This window comes from Alteribacillus sp. YIM 98480, assembly GCF_009765375.1.
Taxonomy (GTDB): Bacteria; Bacillota; Bacilli; order Bacillales; family Marinococcaceae; genus Alteribacillus.
Map to the genome: position 1 here is coordinate 94,604 of NZ_VTOK01000003.1, position 23,225 is coordinate 117,828.

At 39.7% G+C, this 23,225-nt stretch carries 27 protein-coding genes; 7 read left to right on the plus strand and 20 right to left on the minus strand.

The window, feature by feature from the left end:
* Positions 1-76: 76 nt before the first annotated feature.
* Both FZF09_RS05215 and FZF09_RS05220 read right to left on the minus strand, forming a co-directional pair.
* Positions 77-241: a hypothetical protein gene (locus tag FZF09_RS05215; protein ID WP_158735523.1), complete on the minus strand. Its 165-nt coding sequence runs from the start codon at positions 239-241 to the stop codon at positions 77-79.
* A gap of 104 nt (positions 242-345) precedes the next feature.
* Positions 346-534, minus strand: a complete 189-nt coding sequence (locus FZF09_RS05220) for a hypothetical protein (protein ID WP_091582649.1) — start codon at positions 532-534, stop codon at positions 346-348.
* A 279-nt stretch (positions 535-813) separates the two neighbouring features.
* On the opposite strand from FZF09_RS05220, the gene FZF09_RS05225 reads away from it, so the two are divergent.
* A complete protein-coding gene (locus FZF09_RS05225; RefSeq protein ID WP_158735524.1) occupies positions 814-1,446 on the plus strand; it encodes a YktB family protein in 633 nt (210 codons plus the stop codon).
* 185 nt (positions 1,447-1,631) lie between these two features.
* On the opposite strand, the gene FZF09_RS05230 is transcribed toward FZF09_RS05225, so the two are convergent.
* The 7 genes from FZF09_RS05230 to FZF09_RS05260 all read right to left on the minus strand — a co-directional run bounded on the left by FZF09_RS05230 (position 1,632) and on the right by FZF09_RS05260 (position 5,003).
* Positions 1,632-1,907: a UPF0223 family protein gene (locus FZF09_RS05230; protein WP_370514425.1), complete on the minus strand. Its 276-nt coding sequence runs from the start codon at positions 1,905-1,907 to the stop codon at positions 1,632-1,634.
* A gap of 15 nt (positions 1,908-1,922) precedes the next feature.
* On the minus strand, positions 1,923-2,879 hold the full coding sequence (locus FZF09_RS05235; protein ID WP_158735693.1) for an NAD(P)H-dependent flavin oxidoreductase: 957 nt from the start codon (positions 2,877-2,879) through the stop codon (positions 1,923-1,925).
* A gap of 70 nt (positions 2,880-2,949) precedes the next feature.
* Positions 2,950-3,159, minus strand: coding sequence for a hypothetical protein (locus FZF09_RS05240; protein WP_158735525.1), 210 nt, complete (start codon positions 3,157-3,159; stop codon positions 2,950-2,952).
* An 89-nt stretch (positions 3,160-3,248) separates the two neighbouring features.
* Positions 3,249-3,362, minus strand: coding sequence for a GapA-binding peptide SR1P (locus FZF09_RS05245; protein ID WP_091582641.1), 114 nt, complete (start codon positions 3,360-3,362; stop codon positions 3,249-3,251).
* A 25-nt stretch (positions 3,363-3,387) separates the two neighbouring features.
* Positions 3,388-3,615 (minus strand): hypothetical protein, encoded by a 228-nt coding sequence (locus tag FZF09_RS05250; protein ID WP_158735526.1) that lies wholly within the window; start codon positions 3,613-3,615, stop codon positions 3,388-3,390.
* 92 nt (positions 3,616-3,707) lie between these two features.
* Entirely contained in the window at positions 3,708-4,145 is a 438-nt protein-coding gene (locus FZF09_RS05255) for a hypothetical protein (RefSeq protein ID WP_158735527.1), read from the minus strand.
* A 21-nt stretch (positions 4,146-4,166) separates the two neighbouring features.
* Positions 4,167-5,003, minus strand: coding sequence for a polysaccharide deacetylase family protein (locus tag FZF09_RS05260; protein ID WP_158735528.1), 837 nt, complete (start codon positions 5,001-5,003; stop codon positions 4,167-4,169).
* A gap of 610 nt (positions 5,004-5,613) precedes the next feature.
* Here FZF09_RS05260 and FZF09_RS05265 point away from each other — a divergent pair.
* Positions 5,614-7,218 carry a glycine betaine uptake BCCT transporter gene (locus tag FZF09_RS05265; RefSeq protein ID WP_158735529.1) on the plus strand — a complete coding sequence of 535 codons (1,605 nt, stop codon included), beginning with the start codon at positions 5,614-5,616 and terminating at the stop codon, positions 7,216-7,218.
* A 553-nt stretch (positions 7,219-7,771) separates the two neighbouring features.
* Here the strand turns inward: FZF09_RS05265 and lpdA are convergent.
* The 5 genes from lpdA to FZF09_RS05290 form a co-directional block, all read right to left on the minus strand.
* A complete protein-coding gene (lpdA, locus tag FZF09_RS05270) occupies positions 7,772-9,187 on the minus strand; it encodes a dihydrolipoyl dehydrogenase (RefSeq protein ID WP_158735530.1) in 1,416 nt (471 codons plus the stop codon).
* Between the two features lie 2 nt (positions 9,188-9,189).
* The gene (locus FZF09_RS05275) at positions 9,190-10,476 is read right to left on the minus strand and encodes a dihydrolipoamide acetyltransferase family protein (protein ID WP_158735531.1); all 1,287 of its coding nucleotides are present in this window, start codon (positions 10,474-10,476) and stop codon (positions 9,190-9,192) included.
* A gap of 118 nt (positions 10,477-10,594) precedes the next feature.
* Positions 10,595-11,572 carry an alpha-ketoacid dehydrogenase subunit beta gene (locus FZF09_RS05280; RefSeq protein ID WP_158735532.1) on the minus strand — a complete coding sequence of 326 codons (978 nt, stop codon included), beginning with the start codon at positions 11,570-11,572 and terminating at the stop codon, positions 10,595-10,597.
* Between the two features lie 3 nt (positions 11,573-11,575).
* Positions 11,576-12,619, minus strand: a complete 1,044-nt coding sequence (gene pdhA / locus FZF09_RS05285) for a pyruvate dehydrogenase (acetyl-transferring) E1 component subunit alpha (RefSeq protein ID WP_158735694.1) — start codon at positions 12,617-12,619, stop codon at positions 11,576-11,578.
* Between the two features lie 737 nt (positions 12,620-13,356).
* On the minus strand, positions 13,357-14,058 hold the full coding sequence (locus FZF09_RS05290; protein ID WP_158735533.1) for a YkyA family protein: 702 nt from the start codon (positions 14,056-14,058) through the stop codon (positions 13,357-13,359).
* A gap of 523 nt (positions 14,059-14,581) precedes the next feature.
* Between FZF09_RS05290 and FZF09_RS05295 the strand changes: the two genes are divergently transcribed.
* Together FZF09_RS05295 and def are read left to right on the plus strand one after the other, a co-directional pair.
* Complete coding sequence (locus tag FZF09_RS05295; RefSeq protein WP_158735695.1) at positions 14,582-14,701, plus strand: YjcZ family sporulation protein; 120 nt, start codon at positions 14,582-14,584, stop codon at positions 14,699-14,701.
* A 272-nt stretch (positions 14,702-14,973) separates the two neighbouring features.
* Positions 14,974-15,519: a peptide deformylase gene (def, locus tag FZF09_RS05300; protein WP_158735534.1), complete on the plus strand. Its 546-nt coding sequence runs from the start codon at positions 14,974-14,976 to the stop codon at positions 15,517-15,519.
* 144 nt (positions 15,520-15,663) lie between these two features.
* On the opposite strand, the gene FZF09_RS05305 is transcribed toward def, so the two are convergent.
* Positions 15,664-16,440 (minus strand): Cof-type HAD-IIB family hydrolase, encoded by a 777-nt coding sequence (locus FZF09_RS05305; protein ID WP_158735535.1) that lies wholly within the window; start codon positions 16,438-16,440, stop codon positions 15,664-15,666.
* Positions 16,441-16,950: 510 nt separating this feature from the next.
* On the opposite strand from FZF09_RS05305, the gene FZF09_RS05310 reads away from it, so the two are divergent.
* Together FZF09_RS05310 and rnjA are read left to right on the plus strand one after the other, a co-directional pair.
* The gene (locus FZF09_RS05310; protein ID WP_091582609.1) at positions 16,951-17,160 is read left to right on the plus strand and encodes a DNA-dependent RNA polymerase subunit epsilon; all 210 of its coding nucleotides are present in this window, start codon (positions 16,951-16,953) and stop codon (positions 17,158-17,160) included.
* A 3-nt stretch (positions 17,161-17,163) separates the two neighbouring features.
* Positions 17,164-18,831 carry a ribonuclease J1 gene (gene rnjA / locus FZF09_RS05315; RefSeq protein WP_158735536.1) on the plus strand — a complete coding sequence of 556 codons (1,668 nt, stop codon included), beginning with the start codon at positions 17,164-17,166 and terminating at the stop codon, positions 18,829-18,831.
* A gap of 48 nt (positions 18,832-18,879) precedes the next feature.
* Here the strand turns inward: rnjA and FZF09_RS05320 are convergent, their stop codons facing one another.
* The 4 genes from FZF09_RS05320 to FZF09_RS05335 all read right to left on the minus strand — a co-directional run bounded on the left by FZF09_RS05320 (position 18,880) and on the right by FZF09_RS05335 (position 21,619).
* On the minus strand, positions 18,880-19,545 hold the full coding sequence (locus tag FZF09_RS05320; protein ID WP_158735537.1) for a potassium channel family protein: 666 nt from the start codon (positions 19,543-19,545) through the stop codon (positions 18,880-18,882).
* An 81-nt stretch (positions 19,546-19,626) separates the two neighbouring features.
* Positions 19,627-20,322, minus strand: a complete 696-nt coding sequence (locus tag FZF09_RS05325; RefSeq protein WP_158735538.1) for a peptidoglycan recognition protein family protein — start codon at positions 20,320-20,322, stop codon at positions 19,627-19,629.
* 91 nt (positions 20,323-20,413) lie between these two features.
* Entirely contained in the window at positions 20,414-20,872 is a 459-nt protein-coding gene (locus tag FZF09_RS05330) for a TlpA disulfide reductase family protein (protein WP_304503052.1), read from the minus strand.
* Positions 20,873-21,067: 195 nt separating this feature from the next.
* A complete protein-coding gene (locus FZF09_RS05335; protein ID WP_158735539.1) occupies positions 21,068-21,619 on the minus strand; it encodes a peroxiredoxin in 552 nt (183 codons plus the stop codon).
* Positions 21,620-22,008: 389 nt separating this feature from the next.
* Here FZF09_RS05335 and FZF09_RS05340 point away from each other — a divergent pair, with 389 nt between their 5' ends.
* The gene (locus FZF09_RS05340; RefSeq protein ID WP_158735540.1) at positions 22,009-22,851 is read left to right on the plus strand and encodes a mechanosensitive ion channel family protein; all 843 of its coding nucleotides are present in this window, start codon (positions 22,009-22,011) and stop codon (positions 22,849-22,851) included.
* 186 nt (positions 22,852-23,037) lie between these two features.
* Here the strand turns inward: FZF09_RS05340 and FZF09_RS05345 are convergent, their stop codons facing one another.
* On the minus strand, positions 23,038-23,220 hold the full coding sequence (locus FZF09_RS05345; protein WP_158735541.1) for a cold-shock protein: 183 nt from the start codon (positions 23,218-23,220) through the stop codon (positions 23,038-23,040).
* Positions 23,221-23,225 lie beyond the last annotated feature (5 nt).

Genomic DNA, 23,225 nt, shown 5'->3' on the forward strand with positions numbered 1-23,225 from the left:
TTTTTAAAGGATTTTTCACCACATCATTTATTTTCAAATGAAAACAGAGGAAGCAGTTGTCAAACTATAGATATTTTCATATCCTCCAAAAGCTTCGACACATTCGTTTCCCCATAAGAAAAGCGCAAGCGCCTTGCTCACGAGCGACAAGTCCTGGAGGGGCGGCATATGGAAAGCTGATCTTTGCTTTCCATTGACGAACCGAAGGAACCTCGAGTGAGTAGGCGCTGAAGCTAGACATCAAAAACGCCAACTATTTATAATTTCTTACCTTTGTACAAAAAAAGGCTGGACGAAGTTTTCTTCTGTCCAACCTTCTATTATTTTGACTAATCGCATCTTATTTTAAGCTTCTAAACATATTAGTTCCTGTCTTAATTCCTCTAGCCGAGATTTGCATTGATTCATTGCCTCTAGGTCCTCGGCCCGCATGGCATCATGCAAACTGACGAGCTCATAATCAATTTCGATGCGTAATACAGGTATTCTCTCTTCTGCATCTTTTCTCTTGAATGTTTGAATCACTTGTTCCATGGCCACCCACACCCCTTTGTGATTTCAATGTACCCTAGACAGGCTGACAGTCGATAAATTGGTTTGACTAAATATTCTGATATTTATGTTTCTGATATTATACCATATGATTTTAATTTTTCAAACGATACTTTTTATTAACACATTTGGGCGGACAAGAACTAAAAATATTTTTACCCTATTATTGCGCTAATTGTATGAGTTGATTTTCGTTTTCCTAGAAGGATATTATAGATATTAGAAATTAATTTTCGAACGAATGAGAAAGGAGAAAGAGCTATGGCTTTTCAAGGATTTCAACCATCTGATTTTGAAACATTTCAAATTGACGGACTAGATGAAAGAATGGAAGCAATTCAACAGCGCATTCAGCCTAAATTTAGGGAAATTGGCGAGTATTTAACCGATGAACTATCCATGATGCTAGGAAAAGAAATGTATTTGCATATCGCAAAACATGCTAGACGGACAAAAAACCCTCCAACAGACACGTGGCTTGGCATAGCCGATAATAAACGCGGCTATAAAAAACATCCTCACTTTCAAGTAGGATTATTTGATGACCATGTATTTTTATGGCTTGCTTTTATATATGAAATGCCGGATAAACAAGAAGTGGCGGCCTCATTTTTAGAAAGGAAAGAAGACCTTCTGCATCTACCGTCTGACTATGTGATTTCACAGGATCACACGAAAAAAGATGCGTTTCTTATCGGGGAAATTGACGAAGAGAAACTTACCGATGCATTAACGAGATTTCGAGATGTGAAAAAGGGTGAATTTTTAATTGGGAAACACATAAAAAAAGATGACCCGATCTTAAAAGATGGAGATGCTTTTTTGAATGAAGCAAAACAAACTTTTGAAACACTCATCCCTTTTTACAAGCAATCTGTCCAGCAAACTTCGTAAAGATAAAAAAGTGAATAGGTACAAACGGCTCAGATGGATTTGTTTATCATTTAATCAATGATCTTATGGGTTTATCTCCTCGGCTGACAGAAGCCGGCTTCCCAAATGTTCGAACGTCTTCTTTCTACTAGCAGATGTAGACTAAACGAAGAGCTGTCTCCATATTAAGAGACAGCTCTTATTTGTTACATTTTGATTTTTTCACCAGCCTCTGCGGCTTTTGCTTTTTGTACCGTTTTCCAGCAAGAAACGCCTGCTCGTTCGTCAAATTGGCGAAACAGTTGTTTTTCCTCACTCTTGGATGGAGCAATTTCTTTAAACCGGTAGTAAAGAGCAAGGATATCTTCCCTGTGCACAGCTTTGTGATGAGCTCTTTCTATGGTTTGAAAAAAATTCACTGCGTCAATGACTTCTTCTTTGCTCCAGTCCATGGAAATGGGCATATGCAATTGTTCTTCCACAGTCTATCTCTCCTCTCAACACCAGCGGCTTCGTACGTCATTTGCTTCTTTTTTCATCCGATCAAAAAGCTCTTCAACGCTCGGGCAGTCTTTAATTCTTCCTATAACCTGGCCTGCCCAGCCAAACCCTTTTTGATCGTTCCCTTCATATATATAATTACGATTTGCTTTTCCGCTAATGTACTCTTTTAAGTTCTCATAATTTGGAGTGTGACGTTCCACTTCTATTATTTTGTCCGTCCATTTATTTTTTAACGCACGGCCTGGTGCTCCTATGGAACGTTTGATGATTACCGTATCACTTTCCTCTCCCTTCATCAATGCTTCTTTGTAGCTTTCGTGGGCATGGACGCACTCTTTTGTAGCAATAAATCGAGTTCCCATTTCGATCCCTTCTGCTCCAAGAGCGAACGCCGCCATCATCGCCCGGCCGTCTCCAATTCCCCCTGAAGCAATAACTGGAATAGATACACTATCTACGACCTGAGGAATTAACACCATCGTTCCTGTATCATGTTTTCCAATATGCCCGCCGCCCTCTTGACCAACAACCATTACTGCATCCGCACCTAGTTCTTCTGCTTTTTCTGCTTGACGTCTTGCAGCAACAAGTACGAGCTTTTTCACATCCGCTCCATTTAATACCTCAAATACAGGGGCTGGATTTCCCCCTGTCATTGAAATGACTTCTACTCCTTCATCAAGGGCTGTTTCTACCATTTTTTCAAAAGGTCTTCTATATTGACCAATAGCAAAATTCACACCGAATGGCTTATCCGTTTTTTCTTTCACTTTACGAATTTCCTGTTTTAATGCTTCTTCATCTGGTAAAGACATAGCTGTAATCTGCCCAAGTCCCCCTGCGTTTGAAACAGCAGCAGCAAGGTCCGCATACGCCAAATAAGCCAATCCGCCTTGGATAATGGGATATTTAATATGTAAAGATTCGGTAACTCTTGACTTCCATTCCATCATCTTTTCCTCCATTTTTTATTGTCACCGTTATGATTTCTCGATAAATGTAATATTTCCCTGCTTTTGGTTAGAGGAAAAACACATCACCATCACGTGACATATATTGTTCGGCTACTTTTTTACAGTTTTCATCACATGAACCAATCAGCCTAAGAAAAGCGCAAGCGCCTTGCTCACGAGCGACAACTCCTGGAGGGGCGGCATATGGAAAGCTGATCTTTGCTTTCCATTGACGAACCGAAGGAATCTCGAGCGAGTAGACGCTTGCGCTAGACATGTAAAACGCCAACTATTTATAATTTCTTACCTCTGCAAAAAAACATCCCCATCTTTTAAAAACTGGGGATGCTTTACTTTCGTGCTATTTTATTTTTTTGATTTCCCACACTTTTTGCAGCTTGTAGAATACAAAGTGGCCACTTTTTCCCCGTCAAAATGCTCGATTGTACGGTTACAGCTTTGGCATACGATAATTCCCACCGGAATCCTCTCCTTTGAAAGCGTTTTATCGTTTTACTGTAATTATATAATATGATGTCACATTTAAAAAGTCAACCCTAAATTGTATAACACATTTAAAATAAGCCCTGCATATTTTCTTACCTTTAAGAAAAGCGCAAGCGCCTTGCTCACGAGCGACAACTCCTGGAGGGGCGGCATATGGAAAGCTGATCTTTGCTTTCCATTGTCGAACCGAAGGAATCTCGAGCGAGTAGGTGCTTGCGCTAGACATGTAAAACGCCAACTATTTATCATTTCTTCCCTTTTTAAAAAAACTGACTTACACAGGTAAGTCAGTCATCTTTATGAACGATAATTTTTATTTTATGTTAAGAAATCAGCTGATGCCGCTCCTAAAAAACGGCTTACTTCATTTAAAAATGCAACATCTTCTTCTTGCATGACATAACGTTCGGGCCGGACTTTTAATACTAAAATACCTTTTAAAAGGGAGCTTAAATAAAAAGGAACAAATAAGTACGTACTGTCTATCGTAAAATAAGAAGTAGTTTTCCCATGAATGGCGCAATGAACTACCGGGCTTTCCTGCAACGTTACAACCTTTTCTTGTTCCTTTTCATGTAGTGTAATGACATGAAAATGATCCCAATTGTTTTCGTATATCGCAGTCATTTCACAAAAGTTCCATTTAAATTCAAATGTTTGTAATACTTTTATATAAAAGTCATGCAGTGAGACAGCCACGTCTGGGGCCCGGCCAACTTCCATTCTCATTTCATCCAGAAATTCTGACTTATTCATGTCACTCCCCCCAATTATCACCTACTGTTCAATCTCACCGGGGTGAATAAATCCATACCCTTTCTCCCGAAAACCTTCAATTATGCTAGGAAGAGCTTCTTTCGTCCATTCTCTATCGTGCATTAGCAAATTAGCTCCATTTTTCAGCAATTCTGTATCTACCATAATGTCGGCCAGAGAATCAGCCTCCATATACCCTTCTTCCCAATCATAGCCATACGTCCAATTCATCCATATCATTTCTTCTTCTTTTAATATCTCTTTTGAATGGTCCGTGTTTATACCAAACGGCGCTCTAAAGAAAGCAGGTCTTTCACCGGTTATATCTTCAATTAAATCATTTAAATCATGAATCTCTTTTAACGTTTCTTGTTCTGAAATGGTATTTAAAGAAACATGATTCATTGTATGGTTCCCTATTTCAAAACCTAAATCATGAATTGCTTTTAAATCTTCTCTCCCTTGTTCGTCCTGTAAAAAGTGGCCATTCACAAAAAAGATTGCTGGTACATCTTCTTCTTTTAACGTTTCTGCCATTTCAAGACTGTAAGAATCCGGGGCATCGTCAATGGTAATCAAAACATTACGATTTTCTGCATCATCAATCGGCTGCAAGGACCAATCACTTTCTCGTAATTGATACTTAGGTTCGTGTTCTTTATTATTTGTTTCTTCTATTGTTTCAACATTTTCAGTATCATTAGTGTCTTCGTCTTTTGATGATTCTTCTTGTTTCGACTGGTTGTCTGCTTCTTCTTTCTCTAGTTCTATATCTTCTGGATTCGATGAAGTATCCTCCGATTGAAAGCTGCAAGCAGTCAACAGCAAAATTACCCCCAATGGTAAAAGTGCTTTCAATCCTATTCCCCCTTCAATTTCCCTTTTTCTATCATACCAAAAATGTTAAAAATACGGGGTAAAAAATGGAAAAAATATAATTATATTTATAATGATATGAAATTTCCTCATTACCGTTCAATTTTCGCTTCAGGCGGACGCTTTCACCCTCGTGGGACAAGCGCGACATCTACTCCAACTCCCTTTGTTCGTTATCGTAGTGTCTTCTTTGCCGCAGGCTTGGCTTCAGCCCGCAGGAGTCGCCGCCTTCCGCTACAATCGATATAATATTCGTCTTTGATAATCAAAATAGCACTTATGAAATTGATTCAATGCCATGTGTATTTCTTTCGTATCACTTCTTCCATCATATAAATAGTCTTTTCTTCTCATTTTCTGATTAGTATAATGTTTTGGTGGGTATATAAAGTTGTTAGACGTTTCTGTTGATTCCCGCTCCTGTCATGTTATAATGTCCTTTGTGGTTTTTTCAGGTATCATACAGTATGCTTTCACAAATAATAAAGCATATTGGTTGTAGTGAAGAGAATCGAGTTTGTTCATTCTGACACATAAAAATTATGAACTAATTAGAGACCTTAATTCAAAGGAAAGGTGGTTTTCGCTTGAGATGAGAAAGTTAACACCTGTTTTTTACATTTCATTCGTCATTGCTTTACTTTTCATCATATGGGGCATTATCGCTCCTGATAATGTTGAAAATGTACTAGGTAACGTACAAGCCGTTATTTCTGAACAACTCGGATGGTTTTACCTGTTATCTGCAACGGCATTCGTCATTTTTGCTATCTACCTTATTTTTAGTCCATATGGCAAAATTAAATTAGGTAAACCTGATGAGAAGCCGGAGTATAACTACTTTACTTGGTTTGCTTTTCTCTTCACTGCTGGTATGGGGATCGGCCTTGTATTCTGGGGCGTAGCGGAGCCTCTTTACCACTACTATGGACCACCTACTGGTGAACCTGAAAGTGACGCAGCTGCAGCGGATGCCCTTCGTTATTCATTCTTCCACTGGGGTATTCACCCTTGGGCAATCTACGCTATTGTTGCATTATCACTAGCTTATTTTAAATTTCGCCATGACGCACCAGGTGTAATCAGTGCTGCACTTCGCCCGGTATTTGGTGATAAAGTGGACGGCCCTATTGGTACATTAATTAATGTATTAGTTGTTTTTGCTACTATTTTTGGTGTGGCTACATCTCTTGGTTTCGGTGCTGCCCAGGTTACTGGCGGTCTTAGTCACTCCTTTGGCTTTATATCAAATAACATTGGAACACAAATAATCGTTATTGGTATCATCACGGTCCTTTATCTTATTTCAGCGGGAACAGGGTTAAACCGTGGTATTCGAATTCTTAGTATGACTAATATCGTTCTTGCAGTTGGTCTGATGCTATTCTTGCTTGTAGTAGGACCTACCGTATACATTTTTGATGTATTCACAACCACGCTCGGTAGTTACCTTCAAAACTTGCCAAGCATGAGTTTTAGCACGGCAACTTTTACCGGAGACAGAGACTGGCTCGAAAGCTGGACGATTTTCTATTGGGCATGGTGGATCGCATGGTCTCCATTTGTTGGTACTTTTATTGCACGAGTATCCCGCGGGCGGACGATTCGTGAGTTTGTACTTGGAGTACTTGCCGTGCCAACGATTTTCGGTGCCATCTGGTTTTCTGTATTTGGCGCAACAGGTATATCTCTAGACAATGCGATGAACGGAATGCTGTATAGCGTAATGAGTGAACAAGGAGAAGAGATTGCTTTATTCTCATTACTAGAAAATTTCCCATTAGCGTCTATCATGATTACGCTAGCGATTTTGCTGATTGTTTCCTTCTTTGTTACATCTGCAGACTCTGCAACGTTCGTATTAGGGATGCAAACAACAAACGGAAGCTTAAATCCTCCAACCTCTGTAAAAATGGTCTGGGGTGCGATTCAGTCTTCTGCAGCAGCTGTTCTATTGTATTTTGGCGGACTTGCAGGTCTTGAAATGGCGATGATTATTGCAGCGTTGCCATTCACTTTTGTGATGTTGTTAATGGTTGTATCTATTTTCAAAGCACTGAAAAGCGAACGGCATATTTTGCAAACGGATAGAGCTGCTGTTCAAGCCGAACGCAATCGCCTTCGTGAAGAAAAAGAACGCTTAAAAAAAGAAAAAGAAGAGTTGAAAAAACAAGTGAAGTCTCCTAAAAATCGGTAATTCCTGAAACCCTCTTTGGTTGTTAACACAATCATAGAGGGTTTATTTTTAGACTGATACGTTTATTAGATATTTTAATGGTGAATAGTCGATTGGATAGTAAGTCATCTCTTCCAGCTGGATTGCAAACCAGGTAGCCCCTCGTCTTTGGCTCAGCTAACATTTTATTCTCCATGCTTCATACTTATGTCTCATATTCAACTTTCCTGCGCCTATTTTACACTCTTTTAAAAAACTCGGTTTGCCGCACAGATGAAAAATTTTGGGTCTTTATATGGGATAAATATAAGGGCTAGTCCCAATTTTTGATCCGTTATTACTGTTTACCCCCACGGACGTTTATTCCGCTATAGACGATATATATGGTTCAGAGGATATTTATTTTTGTTGTCATAACGATGGTATTGCTTGATTTTGAGGTGACTCCCACAAGTTTTTAAATCATACCGTTTCCACCGCCTCGTTACTATACCGCCAAGATTTTTTAAACTTTCTCTACATCAAAAAAGTGCCCTCCTTATATGGAGGACACTTCTCAGTTCATTTGATTCCATTATTTTGTAATATGAATAGGTGTTCCCAGTGCAACTTCTGCTGTTTCCATTGTAATCTCGCCTAAGGTTGGATGCGCATGAATAGTCATGGCCAGATCTTCAGCAGTCATTCCTGCTTCAATTGCAAGACCTGCTTCTGCTATCATATCAGAAGCATTTGGACCTGCGATTTGTGCGCCAATGACAAGTCCATCTTCTTTACGAGTAACCAGTTTCATAAAGCCTTCGGAATCGTTAAGTGAAAGAGCTCTTCCGTTAGCTTGGAATGGGAATTTCGCGCCGACAACATCATATCCTGCTTCTTTCGCATCGCTTTCCGTGTACCCCACGCTAGCTAGTTCTGGTTCTGCAAACACGACCATCGGAATCGCTAAGTAGTCAATTTCGGAAGCTTCACCAGAAATTGCTTCTGCTGCAATTTTACCTTCATAAGAAGCTTTGTGTGCAAGCTGCGGTCCATCGATGATATCACCGATTGCATAAATGTTTTTATTACCTGTTCTGCATTGCTTGTCAACATTGATTAAGCCATTGTCCCCAATTTCAACACCGATTTGTTCTAGACCAAGTTCATCGGTATTTGGCTTACGTCCTACTGATACAAGTACATAATCTGCGTCAAACGTTTTTTCTTTTCCTTTAACTTCAGCTTTAATTTGAACGCCATTGTCTGTTTCTTCAACGGATTGAGCAAATGCTTGTGTTTCGAACTTCACGCCATTTTTCTTTAAACGGCGTTGTACAAGCTGTGCCATTTGTTTTTCAAAGCCGCCAAGGATACGTTTTTCACCTTCAAGCACCGTTACTTCTGAACCGAGGTTTGAATACGCCCCAGCAAGTTCAATTCCAATGTAGCCGCCGCCAATCACCACCAGCTTTTCAGGAATTTCTTCAAGGTCAAGTGCACCAGTGGAGCTGATAACACGGCTGCTGTATTTAAAGTTTGGAAGTTCGATTGGACGAGATCCAGTAGCAACGATACAATTTTTAAACTTATACGTTTGAGAATTATATTCATCCGTTGATACTTTCACGGAATTTTCATCGGAAAAGTACGCTTCTCCTTGAACAATATTTACGTTGTTTCCTTTAAGGAGTCCTTGAACACCGCCAGTCAATTTTTTCACTACTCCGGCTTTCCATTCTTGGACTTTAGAAAAATCTACGTTTACATTTTCAGCTGTGATCCCCATTTCTTCTCCGCCAGATTTTGCTTCATGTGCACGATGTCCTGCTTGGATAAGCGCTTTAGAAGGAATACATCCGACATTTAAACAAACACCGCCGATACTTCCTTTTTCTACAATCGTTACTTTTTGTCCTAGCTGAGCTGCTCGAATTGCCGCAACATAGCCCCCCGGACCTGAACCTATAATTAGCGTATCCACTTCTTCTGCAAAATCTCCAACTACCATTCTTACCCCTCCATAACTAATAATTCTGGATCGTTTAATAAGCGTTTTACGTGGTTTAACGCATTTTGAGCTGTGACTCCATCAATCAGACGGTGGTCATAACTTAAGGATAATGCAAGCATAGGTGCGATGACAACTTCTCCATCACGAACAACCGCTTTTTCTTCAATTCTTCCGATACCCAAAATTGCTACTTCTGGATGGTTAATAACTGGTGTGAACCATTGACCTTGTGCGGAGCCTACATTTGAAATCGTGCAGGAACCGCCTTTCATTTCTTCAGAAGAAAGTTTGCCATCACGTGCTTTGCCTGCTAGCTGATTAATTTCATCTGCAAGCATAAAGATGGATTTGCGGTCTGCGTCTTTTACGACTGGAACAACAAGTCCTTGCTCGGTATCAGCAGCAATACCTACATTATAATACTTTTTGTACACGATTTCTTCATTTTCATCATCAATAGACGCATTCAATGCAGGGAATTCACGCAACGCAGAAGTCAACGCTTTTACAACATAAGGCAAGTACGTAAGTTTGATATCTTTTTCTGCTGCTACTGGCTTAAACTTCTTACGATTAGCAACAAGGTTTGCTACATCTACTTCATCCATGTGGGTTACGTGAGGTGCAGTTTGTTTAGAGTTCACCATTGCTTTTGCAATAGCTTTGCGAATGCCTTTCATCGGTACGCGCTCTTCAAGAGCACCTGTATCTTGAGCAGCAGCTGGTGCAGATGTATCTTTTGATGCTTCATCTTTAGAAGCTGTATCTTCTGCCGCTTCTTGGCCGCCATCAAGATAAGCATCCACATCCTCTTTTAATACACGGCCATTTTTGCCGCTTCCTTGCACTTTTTGAATAGCTATGCCTTTTTCACGTGCGTATTTACGAACAGATGGCATCGCAATAACACGCTTGCCGTCATCTTCTTCAGCTGCAGGTGTTTCCTCTTTTTTCTCTTCTTCTTTCTTCTCAGAAGTTTCTTGTTTTTCTTCCTGCTTTTCTTCTTTTTCGGAATCGTCTCCGCTTTCTTCTTCCGGAGTATCTTCGCTTCCGTCATCGATGGTTAAAATAACATCGCCTACTACGGCAGTTGTTCCTTCATCTACTTTTACATCTTTAACGGTACCTTCTACTGGAGAAGGAATCTCAACTACTGCTTTGTCGTTTTGCACTTCACAAAGTGTATCGTCTTCTTGTACGCTATCTCCAGGCTTTACAAACCATTTAACAATTTCACCTTCATGAATACCTTCACCAATATCTGGAAGTTTGAATTCGAAAGCCACTTCATTTGCCTCCTTTATTTGTCTCAATCTTGTTGCTTATCCATATCGAACATACTAAGAGACTGAAAAAGAAACGGTTCATTGCTTCTTTTTCAGTCTAAATCCTATTTAAGCAACATTAGAAATTAATTACTGTTTTTGCCCGTTCTACAACGTCTTTGTGATCTGGCAACCATACATCTTCTGCTGCTGCAAATGGATATACGGTGTCTGGTGCAGTGACACGCAGTACAGGAGCTTCTAAGTGCAAGATAGCATTATCGTTGATGTCGGCTACAACACTTGCTCCAACACCAGCTTGTTTTTGTGCTTCTTGAACGACAATAGCACGGTTCGTCTTTTTCACTGACTCAACAACTGTATCCATATCAAGCGGACTTACGGTACGAAGGTCAATCACTTCTGCTTCAATACCTTCTTCGGCTAGTTCTTCTGCAGCTTTCAGTGACGTATGCACCATGGCTCCATATGTCACGATTGTAAGGTCTTTCCCTTCTCTTTTAATATCTGCTTTTCCAATTTCAATTGTATACTCTTCTTCTGGTACTTCTTCCCGGAAGGAACGATACAATTTCATATGCTCTAAGAAAATAACTGGGTCATTGTCACGGATAGATGCAAGTAACAGTCCTTTTGCATCATAAGGTGTAGAAGGAATGACCACTTTTAGACCTGGCGCTTGCGCCATCAATCCTTCAAGGTTGTCAGCATGAAGCTCAGGTGTTTTCACACCGCCTCCAAACGGAGAACGAACGGTAATTGGTGAATGATAATGTCCGCCGGAACGATAACGCATACGCGCCATTTGGCCGGCAACTCCATCCATTGTTTCAAATACGAAACCGAAGAACTGAATTTCCATAACCGGACGAAACCCTGTTAAACCAAGTCCTATTGCTAGACCGCTTATTCCTGATTCTGCAAGCGGTGTATCAAAAACTCGTTCTTCCCCAAATTCTTCCTGAAGTCCATCTGTGGCCCGGAATACTCCACCATTTTGTCCAACGTCTTCACCGAAAACAAGAACATTCTCGTCGTTTTTCAGCTCCGTACGCATCGCATCAGTTATTGCTTGAATCATTGTCATTTGCGCCATAGCTTACTTCGACTCCTTCTCTCTATATTCTTCAAGTTGCTGCTGTAAATTCACAGGCAGCTTTTCAAACATGATTTCAATTAAGTCAGACACTTTCTGCTTCGGTGTATCGTCTGTTTTCTTAATTGCAGCTTTTATGTCATCTTTAGCTTGATCTACAACCTCATTTTCTTTTTCTTCAGACCATAGATCTTTGCTTTCAAGGTACTTGCGGAAGCGCACAAGCGGATCTCTTTTTTCCCATTCATCATCAAGCTCAGACGTACGATAACGAGTAGGATCATCACCGGCCATAGTGTGCGGGCCGTAACGGTAGCACATCGTTTCAAGCAATGTAGGTCCATCTCCATTTACGGCATTTTCCCGTGCTTCTTTTGTTGCTGCATATACAGCCAGCACGTCCATTCCGTCGACTTGAACTCCGTTAATACCAGCCGCTACTGCCTTTTGAGCAATTGTTTTTGCTGCAGATTGCTCTTCTACTGGAACAGAAATTGCAAACTGATTGTTTTGTACGACGAAGATGGCTGGTGCATTATACGCTCCAGCAAAGTTCATTCCTTCATAGAAATCTCCTTGTGAAGCACCGCCGTCCCCTGTATAAGTAATCGCAACACTATTTTTTCCTTTTCGTTTCAAACCAAGTGCTACACCAGCTGTTTGTACAATCTGAGCACCAATAATAATTTGCGGCATGAGCGCATTTACTTCTTCTGGAAATTGACCGCCGTGAAAATGGCCGCGGGAATATAAAAAGGCTTGGTAAAGCGGAAGACCGTGCCAAACGATTTGCGGCACATCACGATAACCCGGTAAAATCCAATCTTCTTTTTCCAATGCAAACTGAGAACCGAGCATAGATGCTTCTTGGCCCGCTACAGGTGCATAGAAACCTAAACGGCCTTGTCGATTTAACGAAATGGCACGCTGGTCCCAAATGCGCGTATACACCATACGTCTCATCAACTCTTGTAACTCTTCATCTGATAGATCTGGAAGGGCGTCTTTGTTAACAATTTCCCCTTCTTCATTTAAAATCTGAAACATTTCAAAGTGACCTTCAACTTGCTCCAATGTTTTGGTAGCCACAAATGTTCACCTCTTCCTTTCTTTCCGTGGTTGAATATGCTGGCTTGTGATTTAACACTATATTGAGAAAGAGAACCAGTTTATGAAATACTAACCCTTCAAACATCCCGGTCTCTTACCATCACCATTAGCTAAACAATGAATCCATTGTTCTGCCGTTTACTTACAAACCTTAGGGTAACCAGATACCGCAGAAAACATCAATTTTTGATGTTTTACTTACCTTTTATCTTCATATTACCCTTCACCACTTATCAATAATCAATTGACTTTATTAACAGTTTTCAGATTCTGTTTCACTTATGCTTATATAAAAATGAAACAACCCTGCCCACTGATAAGAATATACTAAAACAAAAAGATTCGTCAATCCTTTTTGCTTAAACGTTTTTAAGACTTTTCTCGTTTATTAATTATTGTATCATTTTAAATACTGTTATATATCATTCAACATTTTGCTATAAACAGGTTTTACGATTGTAAGCGTATTCACAAAAATTTCTTTCTTATAACACAAAATCATTCACTGAATTCTTAGAAAAAACTAGATTTGCCGCCAAGTCCTTATGGGCAGATACTGTTGGTTTTCTTATACGTTGAACCTTTAACATTGTTAAACTAAAAAATGAAAAAAGCTGCTAAAAAAGAGAGGGGATCTCTTCATTTAGCAGCTTTTCATATACACGGGCTGTTCTTTATTCTTCTGTTTCTTCATCGTTATCCTGAGCAGACTCTTCTTGTTCAGAGGCTTCCGTTTGTATGTCTAGACCTGCAGCTTCGTAAAATGCTTGTTTGGCTTCGTTATATTCATCTGTATAATCATTAAACAAATTTCTGTTATCTATAACTTGTTGATACGCTTCATTTACTTCATCAATGTAGGTCTGTAATTCTTCAATAGACAAATCTTCCTTTGTGAAAGCTTCATATAGGGCAATGTCATCACTTATTGCTGATTCGTAACTGTTATAAAGAGACTGATAAGCATTGTAGCGTTGATCCATCGCCTCTCGTACGGCGTCTGCTTCTTCTTCTACACCTTCTACATTATTCATTTCTTCTTCACCTAGTTTATACTCTTCATATGCTTCTTCAATGCTTTCTTTTTCTTTATCTAATAGCTCTTTTCGTTCATCTGCATAGTTGATTGCTTCATCTGCAAGCTCTTCTATTTCTTCTAGATCCTCTGTCCCAAGCGAAAGCATTTCCTCATATATATTTTGTTCTTGTTCTTCTAATTCCATTAATGGCTCTTGTTGTTCTTCAAATGTCTCTTCTAAAGAAACCGCTTCTTCTAAATGAGAATATACACGTTCTTCTGGATTGTTTCCACATGCACTTAAAATGAATAAAATAATGGCAGCTAAAAAGAAAGTCTTTTTTTTATGTACCAGCACGGTCATACCCTCCCCATTCTTAAACCGCTTTCAGTCGAATATTGCTCCTTCGCATTTCCCATACTTTATTTACCCCACAATCATATAGCAATACACACACTAAATCAATATTAGAGCTTATCACCGAGCCCTAATGGCTGCAGCCGTAATTTTGCTTATACTTTGATCCTTAAACATAGTTAAAGAATAAGAAAGCTGCTCCTCTCCTCATTTGAAGTTCGATCCACATACCGAACCTTCAACAATGAACGAAAAAGCATAAGATTTTTGGGTTTAATTGAATGTATGCTTATTTATTTTTCTTCATAACATCAACTTTTTTGGGTTTTTGCCCAGCCACTTTATTTTTTTTTACATAAGGTATTAGGGAAATGCCCCATACAAGGCATTCCACGTTTAAAGGAGGGTATAAGCTATGTGGGGAAACCATTGTTGTGATTACGGACCAGGTATGGTCGGCGGTGCCCATCATAATGCCGGACCAGGGATGGTCGGCGGCGTTCAAAATAATGTCGGCCCAGGCATGGTCGGTGGATATGGCGGAGGCTATGGTTATGGACGCGGAAGAGGCTTCGCGCTAATCGTAGTGTTGTTCATACTTCTTATTATTGTCGGAGCATCAAAATTGGGTTATAAAGATTAATTTTTGAACCCCTGAAAGGTCCGCATTTTATACGGACCTTTCTTTTTCTTTTGAATGCTCTGCTTTTTTGATATACTTATTTCACGAAAAGATGATGCTTTTACCTTTTATTCTTTTAAAATTTATTGCTCAACAGATAAGCAAAACAACGGCATTCAACGGGACTTACGAATGCTGCCGCAGGACGTGGGATTTTTAGGGCTTCTTTTACATGGCAGCCACCAAATTTTTCTAACGATCTATATATTGTTGCAGCAAGTGGAGGGATGCACATGATTACAATGAAGGATATTGTCCGTGAAGGTCACCCGGCGTTACGGGAGGCAGCAGAAGAAGTTGCTCTTCCGCCAGCGTCAGAAGATAAGGAATTATTAGAAAAGATGCTGGAGTTTCTAAAAAACAGTCAGGACCCTGAAATAGCAGAAAAATATAATCTACGCTCCGGTGTCGGACTTGCAGCTCCTCAGCTTGGAGTTACAAAGCGGATGTTTGCCATGCATGTTACCGATGATAAAGATAATTTATATAGCTATGGTTTTTATAATCCTAAAATTATCAGCCATTCGGTAGAGACCACTTTCTTAGAAGGCGGTGAAGGCTGTTTGTCGGTAGATCGCGAAGTTCCTGGAAATGTTCCTCGTTATAAAAGGATTACGATCGAAGCTGTTACCTTGGAAAATGAAAAAATAAAATTACGACTTCGAGGACTTCCTGCTATTGTTTTTCAGCACGAACTAGACCACCTCAACGGCATCATGTTCTATGACAGGATTGAAGGCTATAACGATTCCTTTACAAAAGAGCTTCCAAAATTATAAGGCTTATATTAGAAAAAACTCTGCTTGCCGAACCCTTATGACGAAAGCTGTAGTTTTTCTTATACTTTGATCCTTTACAAATTTTAACTTTCCAAAAGTACAAAAAGCGAGCCGGAAAATAATCCATCCAGGCTCGCTTTTTTCTTATAATAAACCGATTCGCTTTAATCCTTGCTGAACACCGTTTTCATATACCGGGGACGTCACGATGTCGGCTGCTTGTTTCACTTCTTCTAAAGCATTGCCCATCGCTATTCCGATCCCTGCTTCCGTTAACATTTCCATATCATTTAAAGCATCGCCGAAAGCTGCTGTATCTTCCATTGTATAACCTAAATGATTAGCAACGGCCCGGATTCCTTCTGCTTTTGAGCCGCCTGCAGGAAGTACATCAAGTGCTCGTTTATGCCACCTTACAAAATGAAAGGTTCCATAGTTATTTTTATACAGATCTTCGTCTTCTTTTCCGCAAAACAATAAAGCTTGATAAATTTCTTTTTGTTTATAAAAATTTTCACTCAGAGGTGGGTACGGCATTTTCAGATCCCCTAAACTCTCCAAAATATGAGAATGATTTTCAACGTTTGCAGCTGCTTGTTCATGGTCTAAAAAAACCATCGGGTGACTTTCAGAACCTGCAGCCAGCTGAAGCTCCTCTACTTTTTCTGTTTCTAGCGGCCGTTTTTCAATAACTTCTCCTTCAGCAACAACATAGGATCCATTAAAACTAACAAACGTTTCAATGTCTAATTCTTCACGCAGCGATTCAAACATAAAAGGAGCTCGTCCCGTTGCGATGGCTACATAAATGCCGTCATCTTTAATGGCTTTAATCGCTTCTTTTGAAGATTCAGGCAGTGTCATTTCTTGCGTATACAGCGTTCCGTCTATGTCAAAAAAGACGATCGATGGTTTTTTCATTACTCCTCATCCTATCCATTTAATCTTTTTCTTTCTCTCTTATTTTCACCATGTTCATTTTAACATACCTCTTTCCTTTTGTTCAGTTCAGCAGTTACCAAAATTTGTACCGACGTAATTCATTTTAATTAGGCAAAATATAATTAAGATGAAATGGAAAGGGGAATATATATGTTCAAAAGATGGCGGAAAAAACTCCTTAAGCGGTGCAAAAACTTGTTACCAAAACACCGGTATTTTCCTGTGTAAGCGGAGGCCTATTGAAAAAATGCTTTAAATCGATTACAATTTGTTAATTGAGTCTTACGGGTTATCCAGATTCTTCATGAAGCACTTATTAATGGCAGAGATGAAAATATCGGATGTTTGATTTATAATATATAGTAGGATGTTTTTCATGAACGTTTATACGAAGTTACTGCACCTGCTGTTTCATAACAGTTGCAGGTGACGTTTCTTTATGTATATAGAAATCAGAAAGAAGACGACAGAAAGAGGAGAGATTGAGCGATGATCTACAAAGTTTTTTATCAGAAAAACTTTCAAGAAGTACCAGTTAGAGAGAACACGGATGCAATGTTTATTGAAGCGGAAACGGAACGAGAAGTACGGCGGAAATTGGCGGATAAAAATTATAATATCGAACTTGTTCAACCGGTTTCTGAAAACCTCCTGAAATTTGAAGAAAAAAACGAAGACTTCAAAGTGGAGAAACTTTAGAGAATGAAACAGATAAAAAAACATCAAGTTGCGGTTTTCGCCCTCGGAGGTTTAGGCGAAATCGGTAAAAATACGTACGCCATACAATATCAAGATGAGATTATTCTCATCGATGCCGGAATTATGTTTCCAGAAGACGAACTTCTCGGGATTGATTACGTTATACCTGATTATACCTACCTCGTCCGTAATAAAGAAAAAATTAAAGGCCTTTTCATTACTCACGGACACGAAGATCACATTGGCGGCATCCCCTATCTGCTCCGTGAAGTAAACGTACCGATTTATGGCGGAAAGCTTGCCGTCGGTCTATTAAAGGGTAAACTCGAAGAACACGGACTTCTTCGACGTGCCAAATTAAATGTAGTGAGAGAAGACCAAGAAATTAAATTTAAAAAAACAAAAATTTCTTTTTTCCGGACAACCCACAGTATTCCAGATTCACTAGGTATTGTGGTAAATACGCCGGAAGGGAATATTGTTCATACTGGTGATTTCAAATTTGATTTCACACCAGTTGGTGAACCAGCGAATTTATCAAAAATGGCTCAGATCGGTGAAGAAGGTGTACTTTGCCTTTTATCTGACAGTACGAACAGCGAAGTACCTGGATTTACAATGTCTGAACGAAAAGTCGGTAAAAGCATCGATAACATTCTTCGTCAAGCGGAAGGCCGGCTGATCTTTGCTACATTCGCTTCCAATATTTACAGACTGCAGCAAGCCGTCGAAGCAGCTGTCAGGGATGGGCGTAAAATTGCAGTGTTCGGAAGAAGTATGGAGTCTGCGATTACGATTGGACAGGAATTGGGATATATTAAAGCGCCAAAAGGAACATTTGTAGAACCTTCCCAATTAAACCGGATTCCTGATGACCAAGCGGCGATATTATGCACAGGCAGCCAGGGCGAGCCAATGGCTGCGTTATCTAGAATTGCCCACGGTACACACCGGCAGATCCAAATTATTCCAGGAGACACTGTAGTGTTTTCGAGTTCTCCTATTCCAGGAAACACGCTATCCGTAAATAAAATTATAAATCAATTATTCAGAGCCGGGGCAAACGTGATTCACGGTTCACTAAATAACATCCATACTTCCGGACATGGTGGCCAAGAGGAACAAAAGTTAATGCTTCGCCTGATGAAACCAAAGTACTTTATGCCAATTCACGGTGAATACCGGATGTTAAAAATGCACACCGTTCTAGGGAAAGACTGCGGCATTCCATTAGAAAATTCATTTATTATGGAAAATGGAGAAGTATTAGCTTTAACGAGAAAAAGTGCTGCAGTAGTAGGAAAAATTCCATCCGGATCGGTTTATGTTGACGGAAATGGAATCGGAGATATCGGGAATATCGTGCTGCGCGACCGCCGCATTCTTTCAGAAGAAGGTCTTGTTGTTGTTGTTGTAAGCATAGATATGAAAAACTTTAAAGTCTCTGCTGGACCGGATATTATTTCTAGAGGATTTGTATACATGAGAGAGTCAAGTGACTTAATCAACGATGCCCAGGCTCGGCTGACTAAACATCTTGATGAAGTGATGAAACGAAGAACAACACAGTGGTCCGAAATTAAAAATGAAATAATCGAGCAGCTCTCGCCATATTTATATGACAAAACAAAAAGAAAACCGATGATCCTTCCTATCATCATGGAAGTATAATCAACAAAACAGGCCGGCATAGTCATTTCTATGCCGGCCTGTTTTATCTTAGGTTGCATCAATCCAGTGATTTTCCAGGCGGTTTATATCATTATCCGCACCGATTACAATTAAGACATCTCCGTCTTTAATTACTTCTTCTGGTCTCGGTGAAACACGAATATCATCATTTCGTTTGATCGCTAATATGTTACAGCCATACTTTGAACGCAGATCAAGGTCAATGATAGTTTCTCCGTCTATGGTACGGCCAGCTGCAAGCTCTACGATACTATACTCATCAGAAAGTTCTAGATAATCAAGAACATTTTTAGACACCACATTGTGAGCAATTCGCACTCCGATATCTCTTTCCGGATGGACAATCTCATCTGCTCCTAGACGAGCTAATACTTTTTCATGATAGTCGTTTTGAGCCTTAACGGTAATATGTTTCACATTCATTTCTTCAAGAATAAGTGTTGTTAAAATGCTCGCTAAAATGTTATCTCCGATCGCCACAATCACGTGGTCAAAGTTTCGAATACCGAGGCTTCGCAGTGCTTTTTCATCGGTACTGTCAGCAATCACTGCTTGCGTGACGATAGGTGCAAATTCATTTACTTTGTCTTCATCTGAATCAATAGCCAGCACGTCCATACCTTCTGAAGCCAGTGATTTACATATACTGCCTCCAAAACGCCCTAGCCCGATTACAGCAAATTGCTTTTTCATCGATTTCTCCTCCGTTGTTTCAATGTGCCAGCTGCTCTTTATTGTATCATTTTAACTGATTCTAACACCATGCGCAAAACATTATTGTAACAGCATCTCCCACGTGTTAGGACCTGCTATCCCATCTACTTGCAAGTTTTTTCTTTTTTGAAATATACGAACAGCTTGTTCGGTTTGTGTACCAAATATCCCATCTATTCCTCCGGGGGAAACGTTTTTTTCCTTTAACCTTTTCTGTAGTTCTCGAACATAGTGCCCGGCAGCTCCCCTTTTTAGAAGAGGACGAGTTCTTTTTTTTGAAACGTCGTCGCTGATGTTGCTACGAAATGCTGACATGCTAAAACCTGGACATATATTTGTTTCATGTCCCTTACACTCTCTATGACCGAGAACGTTATTTTCTGAAATCCTTAATGTTAACATTAATTGCCTTACAAGCTCATAGGCTGCCGATAACTGCGGCTTTGGGGGAGTGGAATGAGAAAAATCACCAGACAAACAAATGCCAACTGTCTTTGTGTTGAAATTGCCAGTATGATAAGAAATCGTAGTTAGCTGTTGACATTTATAAATAGTCCCTTCTGGCTGAATGACATAGTGGTACCCAATGCCCGGCCAATTATTCGTGTGAACGTGATACTGTGCATACGATGCAGGAGTGCCAGAAGAAACACCACTATGGTGAAGAATTAGATGGTCAACAGCTGAAAGGGATCTTGTCTTAAAGGTTTTAACAGGATGCTGCGCCCAGTGCCCGATTCGATTTACTATTTTCATATATACACGTCCATCACATATATGAACGGTGTAGATGTATATAGTGGAATTAAAATAAGCTGCAGGTTCTTCCCGCAGCTAAAATGATTCGTTATTTTTTTTCATTGCGTCCCAGTACACGGTTCACTCGTTTCGTAAGCATTTTCATGCCGCCTCCGCCTGCTTGAAAATGACGCAGTGTTCCATCGGAGTCAAACACATAATAAGCTGGTACGTATTCATTTTCAAAAGCATCGGTCAATTTATGTTGATTATCAACAAATATTGGCTGGGTAATCCCATGCTCATCGGCTACTTCTTTAATTTGATCAAGATCAAGGTCTTTTTCGGAACGAGGCATGTGTACTGCAATAACATTTAAGTCTTCTTTGTATTCGTCCCGAAATTCATTGACCTTTGGCATAGCTTCTTTGCACAATCCGCAGCTGACTGACCAAAAATGGATTAATGTTGGTTTATCGCCAATTAAGTCATCTTTTGTTACTTCGCCGTTATACCAAGTGGTAGCTCCAGTAATTTCAGGCATTTCTGATCTTAATTTCAGTGCCATTGTCTGTTTTCCTCCTCTGTCCTGTATTCCTTACAATGTATTCTATAAAAAGAGAAAAATATCTTGTCAATATGACAAAAACGTAACTTTCGTCAAACATATACAGCGAATGTCGCCATTTGTTTGATGCTGTTTTATTAATGAAAGAAAAAGGTCTAACATTGCTGCTAGACCTCGATCTTTCTTCATTCGTTATTATACACTTAAAGTTTCTTGACCTGGTTTCCAGTTTGCAGGGCAAAGTCCGCCAGTTTGAAGAGCTTGAAGCACGCGAAGAGTTTCGTCTACATCGCGGCCGATGTTGTTGTGATTTACAACGGAATACATAAGCTCTCCTTCAGGGCTGATGATGAATAGTCCGCGAAGTGCAACGCCTTCATCTTCAATAAGAACACCAAAGTCTTCAGAAACTTGATGGTTCGTATCTGCTGCTAACGGATATTCAAGGTCGCCAAGACCATTATCATCACGGGATGTATTAATCCAAGCTTTATGAGTGTGGATTGTATCAGTGGATACTCCGATTACTTCTGCATCAAGATCTTCAAATTCATCGTAACGATCACTCATCGCAGTGATTTCTGTAGGGCATACGAAAGTGAAATCCATTGGATAAAAGAAGAGTACTGTCCACTTGTCCTCTTTCATAATGTCTTCCAGACTTACTTTACCGAATTCTTTATTTGGCATTACAGCGTCCATTTCAAAACGTGGGGCTTGTTTAGCTACCATGCGCTTTTCGCTCATTTACTTCCACTCCTTTAAATGAATGTTCTTTTTTTAAATGACCATTTGTATTATAATATGAGCTTCAAATTAAAGTCAATATTATATTGTAATTAATTTAAATAAAAGCTCATAATTATAAACTTTCCACATATAGCATTACCCTTATCCACAGAATAAAAACCATTTTTTCTTAAAAAAGTTCTTAATAAATATTGAGAATAAAGGGTCTTTATTTCTCATCCTCCATATAAAGCGTACAAAATAATGACAAGCATGTAAAACAATCTGCTCGAAGCTGTTTTTTTGCTGTGTTATACTTGTGCTCGAAAGTTGAAAATTATCGTGTTCTGTTCTGAATAAAGAGGGAATATGGCATGGTGATAATCGGTTAATAGGAGAGTGTTTATATGGAACAAATGATGGAAAATGCTTTTTGGGGAACCTTTATAGGCGGAACGGTTCTCTTTATTTTACAAATCCTGCTCGCCATTATTGGTTTTTTTATTGCTAGAGCAATTGGAAAAAACATAATTAACCGCAGTTTTTCTAAAATGCAGGAACAGCGGAACATGCACCCAGGCAGGGTGCAAACACTTTTAAAGCTGAGTATTAATGTATTTTCCTATGTTTTAATATTTATTTTCATTACTATTATCGTCGGCATTTTCGGATTGCCAATTGCCTCTATTATCGCCAGTGCAGGTATTATCGGACTAGCAGTCGGCTTTGGTGCACAGGGTCTGGTCAGCGACGTTGTTACAGGCTTTTTCATATTGCTTGAAAAACAGATTGATGTGGAAGATTACGTCTCCGTTGCCGGGGTGGATGGTGTTGTAGAAGAAGTAGGGCTTCGCACAACCCAGATTCGTGGATTTGACGGCACCCTTCACTTTGTTCCAAACCGGGAAATCAGTACGGTTAACAATCATTCAAGAGGAAATATGAGAGCCATGGTCGATATCAGTATTTCTTATGATGACCGTGTGGATGAAGCGATTACTGTTTTACAAGATGTGTGCGACAAAATGGCTGCGGAGGAACCAGCTATTAAAGAAGGACCAGACGTGCTTGGGGTACAGACGTTAGGTGATTCTGATGTGGTGATTCGTATTTTAGGAAAAACAGAAAATATGGAGCAATGGGGAATCGAGCGGAAATTGCGTAAAGCATGCAAAGAAGCACTGGACGCAAACGGTATTGAGATCCCGTTCCCTCATCAGGTCTATGTAGAAAAGAAACAAAACGCATAAACTTGACAGAAATCTGCTGCTAGCAGATTTTCATTAACTTTGAGACGCTTTGCGGATACCTTGTTCGTCAGGTTATAAGCACGACGTTTCAACGATAACGAAATGGATTTATTACAGAACTATTGTCTATTCATTTCATAGACCAAACGAAAAAGCCGTCCAGCTTAGGACGGCTTTTTCCTTTTCTTAATTTATCTGCGGCAATGTTTTTGTGTCTTTTTTCATTTCAGACTCGCACAAAGGACAACTGGGCTCACTTTCAAACGTAAAATTTTCTCTCATCCACCCTGCACAATCGGCATTCGTACATGACCAGACTTTTGTTTCCACTTCAGGCGGCGCTTCTTTTTTGCCATTATAATAAGCCATAAACC

Bases quoted from the DNA above. Each gene is read 5' to 3' on its own strand.
- pdhA (WP_158735694.1), bottom strand. From the start codon at position 12,619: ATGTTTCAGATTTTAAATGAAGAAGGGGAAATTGTTAACAAAGACGCC.
- FZF09_RS05250 (WP_158735526.1), bottom strand. From the start codon at position 3,615: ATGTCTAGCGCAAGCACCTACTCGCTCGAGATTCCTTCGGTTCGACAA.
- FZF09_RS05280 (WP_158735532.1), bottom strand. From the start codon at position 11,572: ATGGCGCAAATGACAATGATTCAAGCAATAACTGATGCGATGCGTACG.
- FZF09_RS05295 (WP_158735695.1), top strand. From the start codon at position 14,582: ATGGTCGGTGGATATGGCGGAGGCTATGGTTATGGACGCGGAAGAGGC.
- FZF09_RS05345 (WP_158735541.1), bottom strand. From the start codon at position 23,220: ATGGCTTATTATAATGGCAAAAAAGAAGCGCCGCCTGAAGTGGAAACA.
- FZF09_RS05265 (WP_158735529.1), top strand. From the start codon at position 5,614: ATGAGAAAGTTAACACCTGTTTTTTACATTTCATTCGTCATTGCTTTA.
- FZF09_RS05320 (WP_158735537.1), bottom strand. From the start codon at position 19,545: ATGAAAAAGCAATTTGCTGTAATCGGGCTAGGGCGTTTTGGAGGCAGT.
- FZF09_RS05325 (WP_158735538.1), bottom strand. From the start codon at position 20,322: ATGAAAATAGTAAATCGAATCGGGCACTGGGCGCAGCATCCTGTTAAA.
- FZF09_RS05255 (WP_158735527.1), bottom strand. From the start codon at position 4,145: ATGAATAAGTCAGAATTTCTGGATGAAATGAGAATGGAAGTTGGCCGG.
- FZF09_RS05225 (WP_158735524.1), top strand. From the start codon at position 814: ATGGCTTTTCAAGGATTTCAACCATCTGATTTTGAAACATTTCAAATT.
- FZF09_RS05235 (WP_158735693.1), bottom strand. From the start codon at position 2,879: ATGGAATGGAAGTCAAGAGTTACCGAATCTTTACATATTAAATATCCC.
- FZF09_RS05240 (WP_158735525.1), bottom strand. From the start codon at position 3,159: ATGTCTAGCGCAAGCGTCTACTCGCTCGAGATTCCTTCGGTTCGTCAA.
- rnjA (WP_158735536.1), top strand. From the start codon at position 17,164: ATGAAACAGATAAAAAAACATCAAGTTGCGGTTTTCGCCCTCGGAGGT.
- FZF09_RS05310 (WP_091582609.1), top strand. From the start codon at position 16,951: ATGATCTACAAAGTTTTTTATCAGAAAAACTTTCAAGAAGTACCAGTT.
- lpdA (WP_158735530.1), bottom strand. From the start codon at position 9,187: ATGGTAGTTGGAGATTTTGCAGAAGAAGTGGATACGCTAATTATAGGT.
- def (WP_158735534.1), top strand. From the start codon at position 14,974: ATGATTACAATGAAGGATATTGTCCGTGAAGGTCACCCGGCGTTACGG.
- FZF09_RS05340 (WP_158735540.1), top strand. From the start codon at position 22,009: ATGGAACAAATGATGGAAAATGCTTTTTGGGGAACCTTTATAGGCGGA.
- FZF09_RS05335 (WP_158735539.1), bottom strand. From the start codon at position 21,619: ATGAGCGAAAAGCGCATGGTAGCTAAACAAGCCCCACGTTTTGAAATG.
- FZF09_RS05220 (WP_091582649.1), bottom strand. From the start codon at position 534: ATGGAACAAGTGATTCAAACATTCAAGAGAAAAGATGCAGAAGAGAGA.
- FZF09_RS05215 (WP_158735523.1), bottom strand. From the start codon at position 241: ATGTCTAGCTTCAGCGCCTACTCACTCGAGGTTCCTTCGGTTCGTCAA.
- FZF09_RS05330 (WP_304503052.1), bottom strand. From the start codon at position 20,872: ATGGCACTGAAATTAAGATCAGAAATGCCTGAAATTACTGGAGCTACC.
- FZF09_RS05305 (WP_158735535.1), bottom strand. From the start codon at position 16,440: ATGAAAAAACCATCGATCGTCTTTTTTGACATAGACGGAACGCTGTAT.